The sequence below is a fragment of the Curtobacterium sp. VKM Ac-2889 genome, from assembly GCF_015350855.1.
Taxonomy (GTDB): domain Bacteria; phylum Actinomycetota; class Actinomycetes; order Actinomycetales; family Microbacteriaceae; genus Curtobacterium; species Curtobacterium poinsettiae.
The window spans coordinates 220,127-240,563 of sequence record NZ_JADKSC010000001.1; the positions used below are offsets into that span (position 1 = coordinate 220,127).

Here is a 20,437-nt window from a genome sequence, read left to right on the forward strand (position 1 = left end):
GCCCGACATCTTCTGCTCACTCGACGAACGAACCCGGACTAGCCGACGGACGACGCCCCGGCGCCAGCTGACGCACCCGCGGGCACGAGCTTGCCGGCGGCGTGCAGCCCGGCCACGACGTCGAGCGCCTGGTGCCGGTACCGCGCCTGCGCAGCGCCGGGCGACACGATCACACCGTTCGCCCCCGTCGACGCCACGAGCGCGTTGATCTTCTCCGCGACCTGTTCGGCGTTGCCGTAGGCCTGACGCTCGGTGCGAGCCGCGATGAACCGACGCTCCAGGTCGTTGAACTCGTACGCACGCGCCTCGTCCATCGACACCGGCTCGGGCTTCCGGCCGGAGCGCATCCGGATGAAGGAGATCATGCCCGGCGCGCTCTGCTCCTCGATCACGGCAGGGTCCTCGTCGGTGACGACCTGCACGCCGATCAGCGCGTTCGGCGTCTGCCGGAAGCGCGACGGACGGAACGAGTCGCGGTACAGGGCGAGCGCCGCCTCGGTGTTGTCCGACGCGAAGTGGTGGGCGAAGGCGAACGAGATGCCGAGCGCACCCGCGACCTGGGCGCTGTAGCCGGAGGACCCGAGCAGCCAGAACTCCGGCACGTCCCCGTACCCGGGCACGGCGCGGATGCGGGACAGCGGGTTCGCCTCGTCCATCCCGGTGAAGAAGCCGATGAGGTCGGCAAGCTGCTGCGGGAAGTCGTCGACGTCGAGTCGGTCGGTTCGGCGCAGCGCCATGGCGGTCGCGCCGTCGGTGCCGGGAGCGCGCCCGAGCCCGAGGTCGACCCGGTCGCCGTACAGGGCACGGAGGGTACCGAACTGCTCGGCGACGACGAGGGGCGCGTGGTTCGGCAGCATGACGCCACCGGATCCGATGCGGATCGTCGAGGTGGCCGCGCCCACGGCGCTCAGCAGCACCGCCGGGGCCGAGGACGTGATGCCCGGCATCCCGTGGTGCTCGGCGACCCAGAACCGCTCGTACCCGAGCTGCTCGGCGTGCACGGCCATGTCGATGGACCCCTGCAGGGCCTCGGTGTTGGACTGGCCGTACTCGCGGGTGGCCAGGTCGAGGACGGACAGGTGCAGGGTGTCGTCGGTCATGTGGTCACCAACGCGCTCCGGCGCACCTGCATTCCACGCGGCACCGGGACCTCGACCGGTCAGGACATGCCGCCACACCGCCGCCGACCGGTCACCAGGTGACGCTTGGAGGTTGCGGCACCGACAGTCCGCGACCACTCGGCTGACGCACGCGGCGTGCCCTGGACGCGCGATGCGACGGCCGGGAGGCCCGTGGCGGGGCCGCGCCGCGCCTCCCGGCCTGCCTTCGGTTCCGTCTCGGACGCCGAGCGGTCACGACGTGCCGCGCGCGCCTTTCGGACCGGTCACGGACGGTCGCTCGACGGGCGCACCGCCGACGCGGCGTGACCGCGCGGCGAACCCAAGCGGGGTGTCGTGACCGGCAAGTGGACACGATCAGGGCGCATCATCGACGGGACGCGACCACTCGACGAATCCGACGTCGTGTCGTCGCCAGCCGGCACGAGCGGTCAGGCGCCGTCGAGGCGGCCGCCGGACTCCGTCAGGTAGCAGTTGGCGCAGAGCGACTCGTAGGCGACGTCGACACCGTCGATCGCGACCTGGGAGCCGTCGAAGACGAAGCGGCCGTCGACCGTGCGGGCGTTGAAGACAGCCTTGCGGCCACAGCGGCAGATGGTCTTGAGTTCCTCGAGGGAGTGCGCGACCTCGAGCAGGCGGGCGCTGCCGGGGAACGCCTCGGTGCGGAAGTCCGTGCGGATGCCGTAGGTGATCACGGGGACCTGGTCGAGGACCGCGATGCGCAGCAGGTCGTCGACCTGGCGCGGGGTGAGGAACTGCGCCTCGTCGACGAGCACGCAGCTGACCGGACGCACCATGCCGTCCAGGCGGTCCGACTCGGGGTCGACGGCTCCGGCGGCGGTGACGGCGTCGCGGACGTCGGCATCCGGCGAGAACACGATGTCGACGGTCCGGGTGACGCCGAGGCGGGAGACGATCTCACGGTCGCCCTTGGTGTCCACCGCGGGCTTGGCGAGCAGCACCCGGTGCCCGCGCTCCTCGTAGTTGTAGGCGGCCTGCAGCAAGCCCGTGCTCTTGCCGCTGTTCATCGCGCCGTAGCGGAAGTAGAGCTTCGCCACTACGCGAGGAACCCGTCCTCGGCGGCCCGACGGATGAGGTCGGACTTCTTCGAGGCGGGGCGGCCCACCTTGCTGTACTTCTCGCGCACGCGACGCAGGTAGGTCTTCGCGGTCTCGTACTGCACGTTCATCTGCGCGGCGACCTCGTTCGTCGAGTAGCCGGACACGTAGAGCCGCAGCGCCTCTTCCTCACCGGCGCTGAGCTTCGGCCGCTGGTGCGCGGTGGCCCCCGTCGGCAGCGGACGCCACTCGCGGGGCTGCGGGGTCTCGCGGGCGACGCCCATGATCTCGCGCGCGACGTCCATGACCTCGCGCATCGGCAGCGACTTCGACAGGAACGCCGCGGCGCCGGCGGCCAGGGCGCGGTCGCGGGACTCACGGCTGTCGACGCTCGAGAGCACGATCACCTTCGCTCCGGCGGCACGGCAGGTGCGCACGCGGGCTTCGATGGAGACGGGTTCCTTGAGCTGGAAGTCGAGGAACACCAGGTCGGTCGGGAAGCTGTCGCTGTGGACCATCTCGAGCCAGGTGTGCGCGGTCAGGGCCAGGTCGAAGTCGAACGCGTTCACCGCGATCCAGCTCGACAGGCTGTCCAGCAGCACCTCGTGGTCGTCGAGGATGGCCAACCGAACACGTCGTGCTCCCGGGTTCGGGAGGGACGGCGACCCCTCCGAGAGCCTGTTCGGGTCAGTGCTGGTCATAGGAGAACCTTAGTGCGAGGGCGGAAGGACGGACTGCGACGTCGAGGTCGGGGAACGTCACGCGGAGGACGGCGAAGTACGGGTCGAAGGTGCGGTGGATGCCGATGTCGGAGTCCGCGACGGCGAGCTCCATGTCGACCTCCACGCGGGCTGGTGGCGTGGCTGGCGTCGGCGCACCAGCCGGCGACGCGGGGCCCGGCGTGGGGCCTGACGTATCGTCGGCTCGTCGCACCGTCGTCCGGAACCCGGCCGGGTCGACCGTCGAGGCGCGCAGGGCCGCTCGGACGAAGGTGCGGACCACCGTCCGCTGGTCGGTGTCGAGCGTCGCGATGAGGCCGTCGGGGTCGTCGACCAGCGGTGCTGCACCGCCGTCCACCCGGACGGCGAGCTCGAACCAGGTGCGGTCCGCGTCGGCGACCATCGATGCCCGGATGCCGTCGGCGATCGCACGCGCACGGGCACGGTCGGCGTCGGTGATGACGTCGCGCGTGCGGAGCTCGGCGAAGAACGGGGCGACGTCACGGGACAGGATGGTCGAACGGTCCAGCTGCACGCTCGCCGCGATGCCGTCCCGCTCGGCGCGAGCGACGGAGTACGACCCGGCACGGATCTGCACCCGCTCGGCGAGCCCCGTGAAGGTCCGTGCGAACACCGCCGCAGCAGCGGTCAGCACGAGTGTCGGGGCCGCGGCCAGGAACGCCGCGACGGCGACCGGCACCTCGTGCGGGAACTCCGCTGCGCCCGCCCCCCAGGCGACGGCGTTGACCGCGGCCAGCACGAGCCCGCCGATCGTCAGGTCCGTCCACGGTCGGTACGGGGCGACCATCACGATGCCCGTCGCGGTGAGCAGGGACATGAAGTCGTTCAGGGCGCTGCGGTCCGGCCCCCACTGCGCGGCGATGCTCGCGACCGAGGCCAGGCCGAGCAACCCGACGTGTGCGATGAAGGCCCAACGGGGGAACGGTGCGCGGAACGGACTCGAGGCGGTGAACACCACCACCGCCGAGGCCGCGACGAGCAGCACCGTGAGGGCGCTCAGCGTGGGGCTGCCCACGACGTCGCGGTCGAAGATCGACACGAGCAGGGCCCAGACGACGCTGCCCGCCCCGAGCACGACGACGAGCGGACGGGACCCCATCGCGCCGAGCGGGTCGTACTGCTGCGCGGTGCGGCGGGGACCAGGGCGGGTCGCCCGGCCCGGACGGACCGCGGTCACCGCACAGCCCCTCGGTCGTCGGCGGCGGCCGGCACGGTGACGGCACCGGTGGCCGGCACGTACGGCACCGTCATCATCACGCTCGTCCCGGAACCCGGTGACGACCAGATCTGGACGTCACCCCCGACCCGTCCGATGCGGTCGCGGACCGACCCGCGGAGCCCCATCCGGTCGGCGCCGGTGGCGTCTTCGTCGAACCCACGACCGTCGTCCACGACCATGACGGTGCAGGACGCACTGTCGTCGAAGACGCTGACCTCGGCTGCGTCGGTGCCGGCGTGCTTCCGCACGTTCGCCAGGCACTGCGCGACGGCCCGGACGATCGCCGAGAGTGCGCGCTGGTCGAGGCGGTCGAGCGCCGAGGTGTCACCGGACACGGTGACGTCGAGTCCGAGCGCACGGTGCTCGTCGACCATGCTGCCGAACGTCTCGGCCGCCGCACCCGGGCGCGGACGGGCGGCCGGGGCGAGCCAGCCCTTGCCGGTGAGCACCGCGACGTCGGCGTCGACGGTCTCGGCGAGGTGCGGGTCCATCGGACCGTCCGGTGCCAGCGCGATGGCGCCGAGGTGGTTGAGCACCGTGTCGTGCAGGATCGCGGACGCCTCGGCCTCGACCCCGGCACGGTAGGCGGAGACGTGCTCTTCACGGGCCGAGCGCAGGAGCTCGGGCTGCACCCGTTCGCTCCGCCCCGTGCTGCGGGTCGTGAAGAGCACGAGCGAGACCACGAAGCCCAGGGTGATCCAGGCCAGGATGAGCGGCCGGGGCGGCGCACCGTCCTGCGCGATGGCGATCCAGGTGGCGAGTCGCCCGGTCAGGAAGCCCACGAACGACCACAGCACGACGCGGCGCGGCACGGCACCGGCTCCCCCGACCAGGATGAGCGGGATCACCGCGAGGGACATCAGGTACGAGGTCACCCAGCCGGTCGGGACCTGCTGCTGGACCCCGACGGCGAACCACCAGGCGCAGACGCCGCCGACCGCCAGGAACGCGATCGCCGAGAGCCGGGTGCCGAACTGCACGTGCACGCCGATCATGGCGAGCATGGGGACGACCGCCAGCGCGGTGCCGACCACCTGCACCCCGGGCTCGGACAGGCCGTAGAGCACGAGCGTGATCACCGCGGCCACCAGGGACCCGACGGCGCCGGCGTGGAAGGCGCGCACGGTCGACCACGCGTTCACTCGCGGCGCGAGGTGCGTGGGGATGCCGAGCACGAGGTGAGTCCTTTCGGGTGGCGAGGGCGCCGTCCACGATCCAACCACCGGAGCAGCGGCCGTGTACCCCGAAACCCGGGCCGTACGGCGACCCGCTCGATGATAGCCACCCGACCCCGGGTCTTGCTGTCCCCCGAACGTGGACCGGCCAGCGCCCGGCGGATCACCGATCAGAAGAGCGTCTGCGACACCTGGGGCCGGAGCGACCGTCGGTCGAACCCGGGGTCGGCACGCTTCAGCGGCGAGACCGTCGGCACCGACTGCTCCTGCGGCGGGCCGTCCGGCACACCCGGCGGCAGCGCACGCGGCCCCGAGAACCCCATCGACCCCGTGGCCGGGTCCACCCGCCCGAGCCCCACCCCGTGCGCCGCCAGGATCGGCCGGATGCGCTCCGACAACCACCGCCGGTAGTCCTTGGGTGCGTAGGTGTTGTCGAGGTACATCGCGCGGTACCGCTGCACCAGGTCGGGCCGTTCACGGCCGAGCCACTCGAACCACCACGGCTTCACACCCGGCCGCAGGTGCAGCGCCGAGTACGTGATGCTCGTCGCTCCGGCCGCGACCGCCCGACCGACGGCGTCGTCGAGGTGCGCCCGGGTGTCGGTGATGTACGGCAGCACGGGCATCAGGAACACGGAGCAGTCGAGTCCCGCGTCACGGATGGCACGCACGGTCGCGAGCCGCGCCGACGTCGTCGGGGTGCCCGCCTCGACCGACTGCTGCAACGAGTCGTCGTACACGGCGATCGACATCGCGAGGTCCACCGGCACGACCTTCGCCGCCTCGGCCAGGAGCGGCAGGTCGCGCCGCAGCAGCGTGCCCTTCGTCAGGATGCTGAACGGGGTGCGTGACTCCGCCAGCGCTTCGATCACCCCGGGCATCAGCCGGTAGCGTCCCTCGGCCCGCTGGTACGGGTCGGTGTTCGTGCCGAGGGCCACCGGGTGGCGGTCCCACGTGGGCTTGCCGAGCTCACGACGCAGCACGTCGGCGACGTTCGTCTTCACCACGATCTGCTGGTCGAAGTCGGCGCCGCCGTCGAACTCCAGGTACGTGTGCGTCGGGCGGGCGAAGCAGTACACGCAGGCGTGGCTGCACCCGCGGTAGGGGTTGATCGTCCAGCCGTACGTGCCGGACCCGTCTGCGCTCGGCACCCGGTTCAGGGCGCTCTTCGCCAGGACCTCGTGGAAGGTCACCCCGGCGAACTCGGGCGTCGTCACGCTCCGGACGAACCCGCTGTTCGATTCCATCCCGGGCAGCGCGTCGCTCTGCTCCGCGTCGATCGCCTGTCCACTCCACCGCATGTCGTCATTCGAACACACGTTCGAACGGACTGCAAGCCGGAGCGGATCGCTGCAGGCCTCAGTGGTGCAGGCCGAGCACCTTCGCCGTGCGCTCGAGCGTGGCGTCGGCCAGCTCCGGGTCGTCACCGAGGTCCTGCCCGTACGTCGGCACCATGGCGCGGACGTCGTCCTGCCAGCCGTCCCACCGGTCGGGGAAGCACCGGTGCAGCATCGTGAGCATGATCGGCACGGCCGTCGACGCACCCGGTGACGCCCCGAGCAGCCCCGCGATGGAGCCGTCGGCGGCGGTGATGACCTCGGTGCCGAACTGGAGCACGCCGCCCTTGTCCTTGTCGGGCTTGATCACCTGGACGCGCTGTCCAGCCGTGATGCGGTGCCAGTTCTCGGGCTCGGCGCTCGGCATGAAGTCACGGAGCGCCTCGAACTTGGTGCGCTTCGAGGCGAGGAGCTGACCGACCAGGTAGCGGACCAGGTCGAAGTTCGAGAACGCCACGCTCAGCATCGGGCGGAGGTTGTGCGGTCGGATCGAGCGGAACAGGTCGAGCACCGATCCCTGCTTCAGGAACTTCGGGCTGAACCCGGCGTACGGGCCGAACATCAGCGACGAACCACCGTCGACGATGCGGGTGTCGAGGTGCGGCACCGACATCGGCGGAGCACCGACGCTCGCCTTGCCGTAGACCTTGGCCGAGTGCTTCTGCACCACCTCGGGGTCGTCGGTCCGCAGGAACTCCCCCGACACCGGGAAACCGCCGTAGCCGCGGATCTCGGGGATGCCGGACTTCTGCAGCAGGTGCAGGGCGCCACCACCGGCGCCGACGAAGACGAACTTCGCGGCGATCCGCTGCGTCGACCGACCGATCTCGTTGCGGACGTTGAGCACCCAGCCCTCGGACACCTTCGAGCGGGTCAGGTTGGTGACCTGGTGCGAGGGCTCCATCTCGACGCCGTCGAGCTCGAGCTGGTCGAAGAGCTGGTGGGTGAGCGACCCGAAGTCGACGTCCGAGCCGGCCGCCGAGTACGTCGCAGCGATCGGCTGGTCCTTCTTGCGACCGGGGATGAGCGCCGGTGCCCACTGCCGGATCTGTGCGGGGTCGTCGGAGAACTCGATGCCGGCGAAGAGCGGGTGGTCGCGCATCGCTTCGTACCGCGCACGCATGTAGGCGACGTTGGCCTCGCCCCAGACGAAGGAGATGTGCGGCGTCGGGTTGATGAAGTTCGTCGGTTCCGGCAGCACGCCGGTCTCGACCAGGTGCGCCCAGAACTGTCGCGAGACCTGGAACTGTTCGTTGACCGTGACCGCCTTCGCGATGTCGACGCGGCCGTCCGGCAGTTCGGGCGTGTAGTTCAGCTCGCACAGCGCCGAGTGCCCGGTCCCCGCGTTGTTCCACGGGTTCGAGGACTCCTGCGCGACCGTGCCGAGCCGCTCGTACACGCGGATCTTCCAGCTCGGTTCGAGCTTGTGGATGATGGCCCCGAGCGTGGCACTCATGATGCCTCCGCCGATCAGGACGACGTCGATGGGGTCCACCTGCTTCTCTGCCACCCGTCGATCCTACCGGCGTCCCCCGACAGACGGACGGGAGGCCCGTGGCGGTGTCGCCACGGGCCTCCCGTCCGTCTGCTGGTCGCGCTCGGCGCGCGCTACGCGTCGACGGAGCGACGCGCGACGATGGTCTCGGCGATCTGCACCGCGTTGAGCGCGGCGCCCTTCCGCAGGTTGTCGTTGCTGACGAACAGCACCAGGCCGCGGCCCTCGGGCGCGGACTGGTCGGCGCGGATGCGGCCGACGAACGCCGGGTCCTGGCCCGCGGCCTGCAGCGGGGTCGGGACGTCGGACAGCTCGACGCCGGGCGCGCTCGACAGGATCTCGGTCGCGCGCTCGGGCGACAGCGGACGCTCGAACTCGGCGTGCACCGAGATGGAGTGACCGGTGAACACGGGGACGCGCACGCACGTGCCCGCGACGAGCAGGTCGGGGAGCTCGAGGATCTTCCGGCTCTCGTTGCGGAGCTTCTTCTCCTCGTCGGTCTCGCCCAGACCGTCCTCGACGATGCTGCCGGCGAGCGGCACGACGTCGAACGCGATCGGGCGGACGTACTTGACCGGCTCGGGGAACGTCACGGCGGATCCGTCGTGCGTCAGCGCAGCGGTGTCCTGCTCGAGGGCGGCCTTCGCCTGGCCCAGGAGTTCCTCGACGCCGGCGAGCCCGGAGCCGGAGACCGCCTGGTAGGTCGTGGCGACGAGGCGACGGAGCCCGGACTCGGTGTCGAGCACCTTGAGCACCGGCATGATCGCCATGGTCGTGCAGTTCGGGTTCGCGATGATGCCCTTGGGCGCCTGGTCGATGGCGTGCGGGTTCACCTCGCTCACGACGAGCGGGACGTCGGGGTCCATGCGCCAGGCGCTCGAGTTGTCGACGACGAGCGCCCCGGCAGCGGCGAACTTCGGCGCCAGGGCCCGCGAGGCGGTGGCCCCGGCGGAGAACAGCGCGATGTCGATGCCGGACGGGTCGGCGAGCTCGGAGTCCTCGACCACGATCTGCTCGCCGCGGAACGGCAGCGTCGTGCCGGCGGAACGAGCGCTCGCGAAGAAGCGGACCCGGTCGGCCGGGAACGCGCGCTCCTCGAGCAGGCGGCGCATCACGGCGCCGACCTGGCCGGTGGCGCCGACGACGGCGACGGTGAGGGTGGTCATGCGGTGCTCCTGGTGGTTCAGCGGATCAACGAGCCGGCGGGCGTCAGCGGCCGGTGCCGGCGTAGACGACGGCCTCGGCGTCGGCGTCGAGGCCGAACGCGCTGTGCACGACCCGCATCGCCTCGTTCAGGGTGTCGGCGCGGGTCACGACCGAGATGCGGATCTCGGACGTGGAGATCATCTCGATGTTGATCGACGCGTCGTGCAGGGCGCGGAAGAGCTGCGCCGAGACACCGGCGTTCGTGCGCATCCCAGCGCCGACCAGGGCGAGCTTGCCGATCTGGTCGTCGTACTGGATGCTCTCGTAGCCGATGTCGGCCTTCGCGACCTCGAGTGCCGTCAGCACCGTCTGGCCCTGGTCCTTCGGCAGGGTGAACGAGATGTCCGTCCGCCCGGTCGACGCAGCCGACACGTTCTGGACGATCATGTCGATGTTCGCCCCGGCGCGCGCGACGTTGGTGAAGATCTCAGCGGCCTTGCCCGGCTGGTCCGGGACCCCCACGACGGTGATCTTCCCCTCGGAGAGGTCTCCGGCGATCCCGGTGATGATCGGTTCTTCCACGGTTTCCCCCTCGGCAGGGTTGTAGACGATGGTGCCCTCGTTGTTGTTGAACGAGGACCGGACGTGCAGCGTGACCCCGTGCCGACGGGCGTACTCGACGGCGCGGATGTACAGGACCTTGGCACCCGAGGCTGCGAGCTCGAGCATCTCTTCGCTGGTGACGCGGTCGACCTTGCGGGCCTTCGGCACGACACGGGGGTCGGCGGTGAAGATGCCGTCGACGTCGGTGTAGATCTCGCAGACGTCGGCGTCGAGCGCTGCGGCGAGGGCGACGGCCGTGGTGTCGGAGCCGCCACGACCGAGCGTGGTGATCTCGCCCGTGGTGCGGTTGAAGCCCTGGAACCCGGCGACGATCGCGACGTGGCCGGAGTCGAGCGCCTCACGCACGCGCTTCGGGGTGACGTCGACGATGCGGGCCTTGCCGTGCTGGGCGTCGGTGAGCATGCCGGCCTGGCTGCCGGTGTACGACGACGCTTCGACCCCGAGGCTCTTGATCGCCATCGCGAGCAGCGCCATCGAGATGCGCTCCCCCGCGGTCAGGAGCATGTCGAGTTCACGGCCGGCGGGGATCGGCGTGACGGAGTGCGCCAAGTCGACGAGTTCGTCGGTGGTGTCGCCCATCGCCGACACCGCCACGACCACGTCGTTGCCGGCCTTCTTCGTCTCGACGATCCGCTTCGCCACGCGCTTGATGCTCTCGGCGTCCGCGACGGATGAACCACCGAACTTCTGCACGATCAAGGCCACTGGCTGGTACTCCCGGAGACGGCGACACCGCGAGGTCACGCGGTCTCACAATGGTAGAGGGTGTTTCGGGGATGTTGCGTGCGAGCGGGCCCCGACGCAAGGATCCTGCGTGGCGGTCAGCCGCCGACGACGCGGCGGCCTTCGAAGGCACGACCGAGCGTGACCTCGTCGGCGTACTCCAGGTCGCCGCCGACCGGCAGCCCCGACGCGAGCCGCGTGGTGCGGATGCCCATCGGGACGAGCAGCCGGCTGAGGTACGTCGCCGTCGCCTCGCCCTCGAGGTTGGGGTCGGTCGCGATGATGACCTCGGCCACGGTGCCGTCGGCCAGGCGCGTCAGGAGCTGCTGGATGCGCAGGTCGTCCGGGCCGATGCCGTCGATCGGGCTGATCGCCCCGCCGAGCACGTGGTACAGCCCGCGGAACTCGCGGGTCCGCTCGATCGCCGCGACGTCCTTCGCCTCTTCCACCACGCAGATGGTGGCGGGCGAACGACGCGGGTCACGGCAGATGCTGCACTGCACGTTCTCGGTGACGTTGCCGCAGATCTCGCAGAAGCGGACCCGCTCCTTGACGTCGGCGAGCAGCTCGGACAGTCGGCTCGGGTCGAACGACTCGGTCTGCAGGATGTGGAAGGCGATGCGCTGCGCCGACTTCGGGCCGATGCCGGGCAGGCGGCCGAACTCGTCGATGAGGTCCTGGACGATCCCGTCGTACATCAGGCACCGTCCTGGTGGAGGGCGGTCTCCTCGATGAACTGAGCGTTGAGGATCTCACGCACGACCGCCTCGCCGTACCGACCCGCGACCGGCGCGCGGCGCGCGGGCGGCGCGGTGCGCGGAGCAGCGGCGGCAGGTGCCGACGGCTGGGACGCGCGCTGCGGTGCGGCCTGCTGCGCCGGGGCCGCCGGCGCCGCGGATGCGGTCGCCGCGCCACGACCGATCCCCGGGTCGGGGAACGGTGCGCCGTCGTCGTACGGTTCGTCGTCGAGCGGGTAGTCGTCGACGGGGACGCCCGGCACGACGGGACCGCCGGGGGGCACGGCTGCCGCTCCGGACGCCGCCTGCTGCCCCGGGGTGGTCGGCTGGTCGGGCTGCCCACCCGTGGCACCAGCAGGTCGCGCGAGTGCTGCTGGCTGCGTCGGCTCCGTCGTGGTGGTCTCGGCGGGGGCGACCGGTGCGGACGCCGGTGCGGTGCCGAACGGTGCTGCCCAGCTCGGCTCGACGGACTCCGGGACGGCGTCAGCGGTGGGGTCGTTTGCGGGGATCGTCGCGACCGCCCAGTCGGTCACCGGTGCGCCCGAGGGAGCAGGGGTGGGATCGGCGGGTGCCGCGTCACGCTGCGGCGCGGGCGAGGTCGGTGCTGCGGGGGCCGGCGCGGCCTCCGGTGCCGGCGCGGCCTTCGCGGCCTGCTGTTCCGACACGGCCTCGGGTACCGCTGCTGCCGCAGGGGCTGCTTCCGGCTCCGCGGCTGCAGCGGGCACTGCCTGCGACTCCGGCGCCGGAGCAGCCGTTGTCGCGGGCGCGGGCGCGTCAGCAGACTTCGGCGCCGGGGACTCCGGTGCCGCGGTGGCGGGGGCCTGGGCAACGGGAGCCGGACGCTGGGCCGGTGCAGCCTGCTGCGCCGGAGCAGGTTGCTGGGCCGGTGCAGCCTGCTGCGCCGGAGCAGGTTGCTGGGCCGGAGCCGACTGCTGCTGCTGACGCTGCTGCTGACCCGGCCCGCGGGCGACGAACTTCACGCGGAGCCCGAGCACGTCGACGATGGCGGCGCGCAGCAGTTCGCTGACGCTGGCCGAGGGATCGGACATCTCCTTGAACGAAGCAACGTCCTGCTGACTCGGGAACGTCAGCGTCAGGACGTCGTCGCGGAGCGCGGTGACCTGCGCCGTGACGACCACCGACCACGCCGAACGCTTGGCGTGCTGCACGTGCTCGACGATCTGCGGCCAGGAGTCACGCATCTGCTGGAAGCCGACGGCACCGACGGTCCGGACGGCGGGCTCGTCGCCGATCGTCGTGCCCTGACCGGTGGACGACGGACTGACCGGCTCAGCCCCGGACTTCGCGTCCTGGGGCTTCGAGGCCCCGGTCGAGGTCGGCGTCTGTGCGGGCGCTTCCGGAGCGCTCGGAGCGACCGCGGCCCAGGACGCCGCGGCGTCACGAGCGACGGCCCCGGAATCGGCCTGGGGCGCGCTCTGCTGTGCAGCCGGACGCTCGGGGGCCGTCGTGCGAGCCGCACCCGGTGCCGGAACGGGCGTCGGCGCGAGGGAGGGAGCAGGAGCTGCGGGAGCCGCGGCCGCCGGCTGCTCACGACGCGGTGCAGCGGCGACGGCCGGAGCGGACTGCTCACCGGCGCCGACCTGGTGCCCACCGGCGTCGTGTCCACCGACGTCACCGACACCGACACGACGTTCCAGGCGCTCCACCCGGGCGAGGGCTCCGCGCTGGGTGTCGTCGGCCTCGGGCACGAGCATCCGGGCCGTCATGAGTTCGAGGTGCAACCGGGGCGAGGTCGCACCGGTCATGTCGGTGAGGGCACGGTTCGCGATGTCGGCGGAGCGGGAGAGCCCCGTCGCACCGAAGACCCCGGCCTGGCGGCTCATGGTGTCGAGCTCTTCCGGCGAGACGCCGCGCAGGACGGCGGCGGCGCTCTCGTTCGTCGCCGCCACGACGATCAGGTCGCGCAGGCGCTCGAGCAGGTCCTCGACGAAGCGGCGGGGATCCTGCCCGGTCTGCACGACGCGGTCGATCGCGGCGAAGGCGGAAGCCGGGTCGGCGACGGCCAGGGCGTCGACGACGTCGTCGAGCAGGGCTGCGTCGGTGTAGCCGAGCAGGGCGACGGCACGCTCGTAGGCGATCGCACCGTCTTCGCTGCCGGCCATCAGCTGGTCGAGCAGCGACAGGGTGTCACGGACCGACCCGCCACCCGCGCGCACCACCAGGGGCAGGACGCCGGGTGCCACGGAGACGGACTCCTGCGTGCAGAGCTGCTCGATGTACTCGAGCATCACCGCGGGCGGGACGAGCCGGAACGGGTAGTGGTGGGTGCGCGACCGGATGGTGCCGATGACCTTCTCGGGCTCGGTCGTCGCGAAGATGAACTTGACGTGCTCCGGGGGTTCCTCGACCAGCTTGAGCAGCGCGTTGAAGCCCTGCGGCGTCACCATGTGCGCTTCGTCGAGGATGAAGATCTTGTAGCGGTCGCGAGCCGGGGCGAACACGGCACGGTCGCGCAGGTCACGTGCGTCGTCGACACCGTTGTGGCTCGCCGCGTCGATCTCGATGACGTCGAGCGATCCGCTGCCGTCGCGGGCGAGTTCGACGCAGCTCGGGCAGACACCGCACGGGGTGTCCGTCGGACCTTCGGCACAGTTCAGGCAGCGCGCGAGGATGCGGGCCGAGGTCGTCTTGCCGCAGCCACGGGGCCCGCTGAACAGGTAGGCGTGGTTGACGCGGTTCGTGCGGAGCGCCGTGCGGAGCGGGTCGGTGACCTGCGACTGCCCGATCAGCTCGGCGAAGTTCTCGGGCCGGTAACGGCGATACAGGGCGGTGACCACGCGACAAGGGTAGCCGTCACGACCGACAACCCGCGTGCCCGTCCACAGGCCCGGCGGGAACGAAGAAGACTCCTCACGCACCCGCACACGAGATCAGCGCAGCCCTGGTTACCCTCCGGGAACGAAGAAGACTCCTCACGCACCCGCACACGAGATCAGCGCAGCCCTGGTTACCCTCCGGGAACGAAGAAGACTCCTCACGCACCCGCCAGAGCCTGGTTACCCTTGCTGCGTTTCCGCCCTGGGGGAGTTGGCCTGGATGGCGTCACGTGAGGAGCCGCCGAGAAGTCTACCGGACGCGACGGGCAGACTCGAACACATGAAGATCGCCATCGCCGGAGGACACGGCCAGATCGCCCTGCTCCTCGCCCGCCAGATCACCGACGCCGGCCACGACGCCGTCGCCATCGTCCGCAACCCCGCGCACGTGGCCGATGTCGAGCAACAGGGGGCCCGTGCGATCGTCGCGGACCTGGAGCAGCTCGGCGACGACGACCTGGCGCTGCGCTTGCGTGGGGTGGATGCCGTGGTCTTCGCCGCCGGTGCCGGACCGAACAGCGGCGCCGAACGGAAGCTCACGGTCGACCGCGACGGCGCGATCCTGCTCGCCGACGCCGCCGAGCGTGCCGGCATCGAGCGCTACGTGATGATCTCGGCGATGGCGGCCGACACCTACGACCCCCAGCTCGCGGTCGTGCCCGCCCAGGATGACGCCGCGGTGTTCCAGGTCTACCTGCGGGCGAAGGCCGAGGCCGACGCGAACCTGCGGGCTCGACGCCTCCGCTGGACGATCGTGCGTCCCGGCGGGCTGCTGGACACTCCCCCGCAGGGAACCGTCGACGTCGGCCGGACGGTGCCACGGGGCTCAATCCCCCGTGCGGACGTCGCGACCGTCGTCCTGCACGCACTGCTCGACGATGCCGCGGTCGGCGTGCAGTTCGAGGTCACCAGTGGCGACACCCCGATCCCGGCGGCGCTGAACGCCCTCACCTGACCCGTCGGTGCAGCCGGCACCGTGCGCGCTTCGTCACCCCGTGCGAGCTCCTCGCCGAAGGTGCCGGGCCGCGCACCGTGCGCACCTCCTCACCCCGTGCGGACTTGCGCGCCCCGTGCCGCGCCGCAAAGGCGCACCCAGCAGGCAACTCCGCACCAGCCCACGAACACCGCACCGTGCCGCCGCGACGCAACCCACCGACGGACAGGAGGCACGCAGCCAACCCACCCCGCGCCTCCCGTCCGCACCGTGCGCACCTACTCACCCCGTGCGGACTTCCGCGCCGCGTGCCGCGCCGCAAACGCGCACCCAGCAGCCAACACCGCACCAGCCCACGAACACCGCACCGTGCCGTGCCGCCGCGACGCAACCCACCGACGGACGGGAGGCACGCAGCCAGCCCGCCCCGCGCCTCCCGTCCGCACCGTGCGCACTTGCTCACCCCGTGCGGACTTGCGCGCCCCGTGCCGCGCTGCAAGCGCGCACCCAGCAGCCAACCCCGCACCCACCCACGAACACCGCACCGTGCCGCCGCGACGCGACCCACCGACGGACGGGAGGCACGCAGCCAACCCGCCCCGCGCCTCCCGTCCGCACCGTGCGCACCTACTCACCCCGTGCGGACTTCCGCGCCCCGTGCCGCGCCGCAAACGCGCACCCAGCAGGCAACCCCGCACCCACCCACGAACACCGCACCGTGCCGCCGCGACACCGCGACGTGCGACGTGCGACGCCTCGGCGGCACGCCGCGACGGCACCCCTCAGAGCGCGACCGCAGCCGACTGCCGAGCGATCTCGAGTTCCTCGTTCGTCGGGATCACGAGCACCGCGACCCGCGAGCCGTCCGTCGAGATGCGGCGGGCGTCCCGCGACGCCAGCTCGTTCCGGTCCGGGTCGACCTCGATGCCCAGGTGCTCGAGCCCCGCGAGCACGCGGCGCCGCAGCAGCGCGTTGTTCTCGCCGACCCCCGCGGTGAACACGACCGCGTCGAGCCCGCCGAGCTGTGCCGTGTAGGCGCCCACGTAGCGACGGATGCGGTGGCGGTACACGGCGAGCGCCGCCTCCGCCTGCTCGTCGCCCTTGGTGGCGGCGTCCTGCACGTCGCGCATGTCGCCGCTGCCCGTCAGGCCGAGCAGGCCGGACCGCTTGTTGAGCATGGTGTCGAGCTCGTCGAAGGTCATCCCGGCCTCGCGGTGCAGGTGGATGAGGACCGCAGGGTCCAGGTCGCCGGAGCGGGTGCCCATGACGAGCCCCTCGAGCGGGGTGAGCCCCATCGAGGTCTCGATGGACTTCCCGCCGTCGATCGCCGCGACCGAGGCGCCGTTGCCCAGGTGCAGCACGATCGTCTTGAGCTCGGCGAGCGGCCGGTCGAGGAACTCCGCGGCCTGCTCCGAGACGTACTTGTGGCTGGTGCCGTGCATACCGTAGCGGCGGATCCCGTACTCGGCGGCCAGGTCGGCGGGGATCGCGTACGTGTAGGCGTGCGGCGGCATCGTCTGGTGGAACGCGGTGTCGAACACGGCGACGTGCGGGACGTCCGAGAACACCTGCTTCGCGGCCCGGATCCCCTCGAGGTTGGCGGGGTTGTGCAGCGGCGCGAGGCTGTTGAGGTCCTCGATCTGCTGCTCGACCTGGTCGGTGACGACCGTCGCGCGGTCGAAGGTGGTGCCGCCGTGGACGACGCGGTGGCCGACGACTGCGGGCGGGTGCTCGTCGAACGACGGGCCGACCTTCGCGAACGCGTCGATCATCGCCTGGAACCCGGCCGCGTGGTCGGGCACCGACGCGGCGTCGTTGGACGACGACTCCCCCGTCAGCGCGTTGGTGTGCTTCCAGGCCCCGGCGGATTCGCCGATGCGCTCGACGAGGCCGGAGGCGAGCGTGCGCTCGTCCTCGAGCTCGATGAGCTGGTACTTGAACGAACTCGAGCCGGAGTTGACGACGAGGGCTGCGGTCACGGGGTGGTCACTTTCTGTCGGGCCTGGAGGCGCGGTGCGGGTCGGGCGGTCAGGCCGCGTCGGTCGCGGTGCCGGCCTGGATCGCGGTGATCGCGACGGTGTTCACGATGTCGCCCACCAGGGCGCCGCGCGACAGGTCGTTGATCGGCTTGCGCAGACCCTGCAGGACCGGGCCGATCGCCACGGCACCGGCCGAGCGCTGCACGGCCTTGTACGTGTTGTTGCCGGTGTTGAGGTCCGGGAAGATGAACACCGTCGCCCGGCCGGCCACCGGGGAGTCCGGCATCTTGGTCGACGCGACCGTGGGGTCGGCCGCGGCGTCGTACTGGATCGGGCCCTCCACCAGCAGGTCGGGGCGGCGTTCCCGCACGAACGCGGTGCCGGCGCGCACCTTGTCGACGTCGGCGCCGGAGCCGCTGTCGCCGGTGGAGTAGCTGAGCATGGCGACGCGCGGGTCGATGCCGAACTGGGTCGCGGTCTCGGCGGAGGAGATCGCGATGTCGGCGAGCTGCTCGCTCGTCGGGTCCGGGATCACCGCGCAGTCGCCGTAGACCAGCACGCGGTCGGCGAGCGCCATCAGGAACACGCTCGACACGATCGAGGTGTCCGGACGGGTCTTGATGATCTCGAACGACGGTCGGATGGTGTGCGCCGTGGTGTGCTTCGCGCCGGAGACCATGCCGTCGGCGAGCCCGAGCTGCACCATCATCGTGCCGAAGTACGAGACGTCGGTGACGGTGTCGCGGGCGAGCTCGATCGACATCCCCTTGTGGGCGCGGAGCCGGGTGTACTCCTCGGCGAAGCGTTCGCGCAGCTCGGGGTCGAACGGCGAGACGAGCTGCGCGGCCTCGAGGTCGAGGCCGAGCTCGGTCGCCCGGGTGCGGATGGCGGCGGGGTCGCCGAGGATCGTGAGGTCGCAGACCTGGCGCTGCAGCAGGGTGGAGGCGGCGCGGAGGATGCGGTCGTCCTCGCCCTCGGGCAGGACGATGCGCTTGCCGTAGCTGCGGGCCCGGTCGAGCAGGCCGTGCTCGAACATCAGCGGGGTGACGACGCCGGAGGGGGCGAGCTGCAGGCGGTCGCGCAGGGCCTCGGCGTCGACGTGCTGCTCGAACAGCGCGAGCGCCAGGTCGGCCTTCCGGGGCGAGTCCGCGGCCAGACGGCCACGGGTTTGGGTGATGCGCAGGGCGGTGTCGTACGTCCCGAGGTCGTTCTGCGCGATCGGCAGCGAGCTCGACAGGCCCTCGAGCAGCCGGGACACCTGCGGGGCGATCTCGAACCCGCCGTTCAGGATGACGCCGGCCAGGCTCGGGAACGTCTCGGACTGGTTGGCGAGCAGCGTGGCGATGAGGACGTCGCTCCGGTCACCGGGGACCACGACGATGCCGCCCTCGATCAGCCGGGGCAGGACGTTCTCCATGCTCATGCCCGCGACCACGGTGCCGAGTGCCTCGCGGTCGAGCAGGGCGTCGTCACCGCGCACCAGGGTGGCACCGGTGGCCTGCAGCAGAGCGCGGACGGTCGGGGCGACGAGCACGCGGTCCTCGGGGATCGCCCACACCGGGACGTCGGGGTGGTCGTCGTGCACGGCCTGCTCGACGCTCGTCACGATGGCGGCGAGGGCGTCCGGGTCGGCGCGGTTCACCACGACGCCGAACAGCTGCGCGTGTGCCGCCCGCAGCTCGCTCGTCGTGACGTCCGCGACCTGCGCCATGCCCTCAGGGGTGCGGGCCGCACGCTCGGCGGCGTCGCGGCCACCCAGCACGAGGAGCACCGGGGCGCCGAGGTTCGCGGCGACCTTCGCGTTGAAGGACAGCTCGGTGGGGCTGCCCACGTCGGTGTAGTCGGACCCGAGCACCACGACGGCGTCGCACTGCCGCTCCACCTGGGCGAACCGGGTGACGATGGTGCCGAGCGCCGCCTCGGGGTCGGCGTGCACGTCGTCGTAGGTGACCCCGACGGCGTCGTCGTAGGAGATGCCGACGGCCGTGTGCTGCAGCAGCAGTTCGAGGACGTAGTCGGGTTCGACGACCGAGCGGGCGACGGGACGGAACACGCCGACGCGGCCGACGGACCGGGCGAGGGTCTCGAGGACACCGAGGGCGACGGTGCTCTTGCCCGTGTGCCCTTCTGCTGACGTGATGTAGATGCGGGTCGACACGACGCCCAGGGTAGTCGCCGGACGTGTCACGACATCTGGGAGCACCGGCACCGACGACACGCGGTCGTGAGCACCGCGCAGAACCTGTACCATTGGGTGTCGCCGTCGCGAGACGGTGTCAGGAGAATTCGCCTAGTGGCCTATGGCGCACGCTTGGAAAGCGTGTTGGGTGCAAGCCCTCGGGGGTTCGAATCCCCCATTCTCCGCAGCGAACGAGCAGCACGAACGAAGGACCCGCACCGGCTCGGTGTGGGTCCTTGGTCGTTCCGCAGGCGCAGTGGTCCCCCACCCGGCGGACCAGCACGTGCCCTGGTGCCCCTGCGTTGGCCGGGAAACGCTGATCAGGGGTGGAACGGGCTGTCCCCGATACCCGTCGGTCGCCTATGCTGGCCGAGCGAACGGCTCCGGGACGAGCCGACCGCGGTGCATCGGGCGGCAGGGGCGTCGCTCGGAAGGCGTGCTGGTCAGCGTGCCCGGAACACCCGAGGGGACGAGGAGACGCGCCATGGGGGAAACCACCGTGCCGGCGGCCGTGTCCGTTCGCCTGTCCGTCTTCGACACGGTCCTCCGCCCGCGCCGCTCGCTCGTCCGCTCCACGGCGCTGAGCATCGCCTTCTCGGCCGTGCCGCTCGCCGTCGCCCTGGTCTGGGTCTCGTTCCCGTTCCGCACCTGGGCTGTCTTCGCCGGCATCGTCGTCGCGATGGCCGCGGCCGTCGGCGTCGTGTTCGTCCGGCTGCACACCGCGTTCATCGGGATCGACGACGACGGCGTGACGATCCGCGGGGTGCTCACCGCGCACCGCCGGATCCCCCGTGACCGCGTGCACAGCCTGGTCCTCGCCACGACGTTCGGCTCGTCGGTGGACCGGACCGTGCGAGAACTCGTCGCGTTCGACCGGATCGGCACCCACCTGTTCCGGCTCCGGGCCGACGTCTGGGGCGACGACGGACTCGACCGGGTGGTCGACGCGCTCGGCGTGCAGGTCGTCGAGGACGCTCGGCCGGTCTCGGTCCGCACCTTCGCGAAGCGGTACCCGACGAGCCGCGCCTGGTACGAGCAGCGTGCGGCGTTCCTGCTCGTCGGCGGCCTCGTCGTGCTGGTCGTCGGCGGGCTGCTCGCCGTCGAGTTCGCCGGCCTCGACGCCCGCTGAACCAGCC

General features: G+C 71.5%; 15 protein-coding genes, 1 tRNA gene and 1 other RNA gene. 3 read left to right on the plus strand and 14 right to left on the minus strand.

Features of this window, described 5'->3' with window-relative positions:
• Nucleotides 1–38: 38 nt before the first annotated feature.
• The 12 genes from ITJ50_RS01095 to ffs form a co-directional block, all read right to left on the minus strand.
• Complete coding sequence (locus tag ITJ50_RS01095; RefSeq protein WP_017888689.1) at nucleotides 39–1,100, minus strand: LLM class flavin-dependent oxidoreductase; 1,062 nt, start codon at nucleotides 1,098–1,100, stop codon at nucleotides 39–41.
• A gap of 449 nt (nucleotides 1,101–1,549) precedes the next feature.
• A complete protein-coding gene (locus tag ITJ50_RS01100; RefSeq protein ID WP_017888688.1) occupies nucleotides 1,550–2,176 on the minus strand; it encodes a thymidine kinase in 627 nt (208 codons plus the stop codon).
• Complete coding sequence (locus ITJ50_RS01105) at nucleotides 2,176–2,802, minus strand: response regulator (protein ID WP_017888687.1); 627 nt, start codon at nucleotides 2,800–2,802, stop codon at nucleotides 2,176–2,178. Before ITJ50_RS01105 ends, ITJ50_RS01100 begins: the two co-directional genes overlap by 1 nt.
• A gap of 61 nt (nucleotides 2,803–2,863) precedes the next feature.
• A complete protein-coding gene (locus tag ITJ50_RS01110) occupies nucleotides 2,864–4,093 on the minus strand; it encodes a hypothetical protein (protein ID WP_159556707.1) in 1,230 nt (409 codons plus the stop codon).
• Entirely contained in the window at nucleotides 4,090–5,310 is a 1,221-nt protein-coding gene (locus tag ITJ50_RS01115; protein WP_194589752.1) for a sensor histidine kinase, read from the minus strand. Before ITJ50_RS01115 ends, ITJ50_RS01110 begins: the two co-directional genes overlap by 4 nt.
• Before the next feature lie 170 nt (nucleotides 5,311–5,480).
• Nucleotides 5,481–6,611, minus strand: a complete 1,131-nt coding sequence (locus tag ITJ50_RS01120) for an Rv2578c family radical SAM protein (protein WP_194589753.1) — start codon at nucleotides 6,609–6,611, stop codon at nucleotides 5,481–5,483.
• A 58-nt stretch (nucleotides 6,612–6,669) separates the two neighbouring features.
• Complete coding sequence (locus ITJ50_RS01125) at nucleotides 6,670–8,157, minus strand: malate:quinone oxidoreductase (protein WP_017888683.1); 1,488 nt, start codon at nucleotides 8,155–8,157, stop codon at nucleotides 6,670–6,672.
• Nucleotides 8,158–8,255: 98 nt separating this feature from the next.
• On the minus strand, nucleotides 8,256–9,308 hold the full coding sequence (locus tag ITJ50_RS01130) for an aspartate-semialdehyde dehydrogenase (protein ID WP_017888682.1): 1,053 nt from the start codon (nucleotides 9,306–9,308) through the stop codon (nucleotides 8,256–8,258).
• A 43-nt stretch (nucleotides 9,309–9,351) separates the two neighbouring features.
• Nucleotides 9,352–10,617: an aspartate kinase gene (locus tag ITJ50_RS01135; protein WP_017888681.1), complete on the minus strand. Its 1,266-nt coding sequence runs from the start codon at nucleotides 10,615–10,617 to the stop codon at nucleotides 9,352–9,354.
• Between the two features lie 116 nt (nucleotides 10,618–10,733).
• A complete protein-coding gene (gene recR, locus ITJ50_RS01140; RefSeq protein WP_194589754.1) occupies nucleotides 10,734–11,333 on the minus strand; it encodes a recombination mediator RecR in 600 nt (199 codons plus the stop codon).
• A complete protein-coding gene (locus ITJ50_RS01145) occupies nucleotides 11,333–14,170 on the minus strand; it encodes a DNA polymerase III subunit gamma and tau (protein ID WP_194589755.1) in 2,838 nt (945 codons plus the stop codon). The genes recR and ITJ50_RS01145 overlap by 1 nt, the downstream gene beginning before the upstream one ends.
• A gap of 185 nt (nucleotides 14,171–14,355) precedes the next feature.
• Nucleotides 14,356–14,452, minus strand: an RNA gene (ffs, locus tag ITJ50_RS01150) — signal recognition particle sRNA small type.
• 37 nt (nucleotides 14,453–14,489) lie between these two features.
• Between ffs and ITJ50_RS01155 the strand changes: the two genes are divergently transcribed.
• Nucleotides 14,490–15,164, plus strand: a complete 675-nt coding sequence (locus ITJ50_RS01155; RefSeq protein WP_159556719.1) for an SDR family oxidoreductase — start codon at nucleotides 14,490–14,492, stop codon at nucleotides 15,162–15,164.
• Nucleotides 15,165–15,925: 761 nt separating this feature from the next.
• Here ITJ50_RS01155 and ITJ50_RS01160 read toward each other — a convergent pair.
• Both ITJ50_RS01160 and pta read right to left on the minus strand, forming a co-directional pair.
• Nucleotides 15,926–17,122, minus strand: coding sequence for an acetate/propionate family kinase (locus ITJ50_RS01160; protein ID WP_017888677.1), 1,197 nt, complete (start codon nucleotides 17,120–17,122; stop codon nucleotides 15,926–15,928).
• Between the two features lie 49 nt (nucleotides 17,123–17,171).
• Nucleotides 17,172–19,280, minus strand: coding sequence for a phosphate acetyltransferase (pta, locus tag ITJ50_RS01165; RefSeq protein WP_042541121.1), 2,109 nt, complete (start codon nucleotides 19,278–19,280; stop codon nucleotides 17,172–17,174).
• Nucleotides 19,281–19,401: 121 nt separating this feature from the next.
• Between pta and ITJ50_RS01170 the strand changes: the two genes are divergently transcribed.
• Nucleotides 19,402–19,486, plus strand: a tRNA-Ser gene (locus ITJ50_RS01170).
• A gap of 299 nt (nucleotides 19,487–19,785) precedes the next feature.
• Nucleotides 19,786–20,430 carry a hypothetical protein gene (locus ITJ50_RS01175; protein WP_194589756.1) on the plus strand — a complete coding sequence of 215 codons (645 nt, stop codon included), beginning with the start codon at nucleotides 19,786–19,788 and terminating at the stop codon, nucleotides 20,428–20,430.
• The last annotated feature ends 7 nt before the right edge of the window (nucleotides 20,431–20,437 follow it).

Bases quoted from the DNA above. Each gene is read 5' to 3' on its own strand.
- ITJ50_RS01095 (WP_017888689.1), bottom strand. From the start codon at position 1,100: ATGACCGACGACACCCTGCACCTGTCCGTCCTCGACCTGGCCACCCGC.
- ITJ50_RS01120 (WP_194589753.1), bottom strand. From the start codon at position 6,611: ATGCGGTGGAGTGGACAGGCGATCGACGCGGAGCAGAGCGACGCGCTG.
- ITJ50_RS01130 (WP_017888682.1), bottom strand. From the start codon at position 9,308: ATGACCACCCTCACCGTCGCCGTCGTCGGCGCCACCGGCCAGGTCGGC.
- recR (WP_194589754.1), bottom strand. From the start codon at position 11,333: ATGTACGACGGGATCGTCCAGGACCTCATCGACGAGTTCGGCCGCCTG.
- ITJ50_RS01155 (WP_159556719.1), top strand. From the start codon at position 14,490: ATGAAGATCGCCATCGCCGGAGGACACGGCCAGATCGCCCTGCTCCTC.
- ITJ50_RS01175 (WP_194589756.1), top strand. From the start codon at position 19,786: ATGGGGGAAACCACCGTGCCGGCGGCCGTGTCCGTTCGCCTGTCCGTC.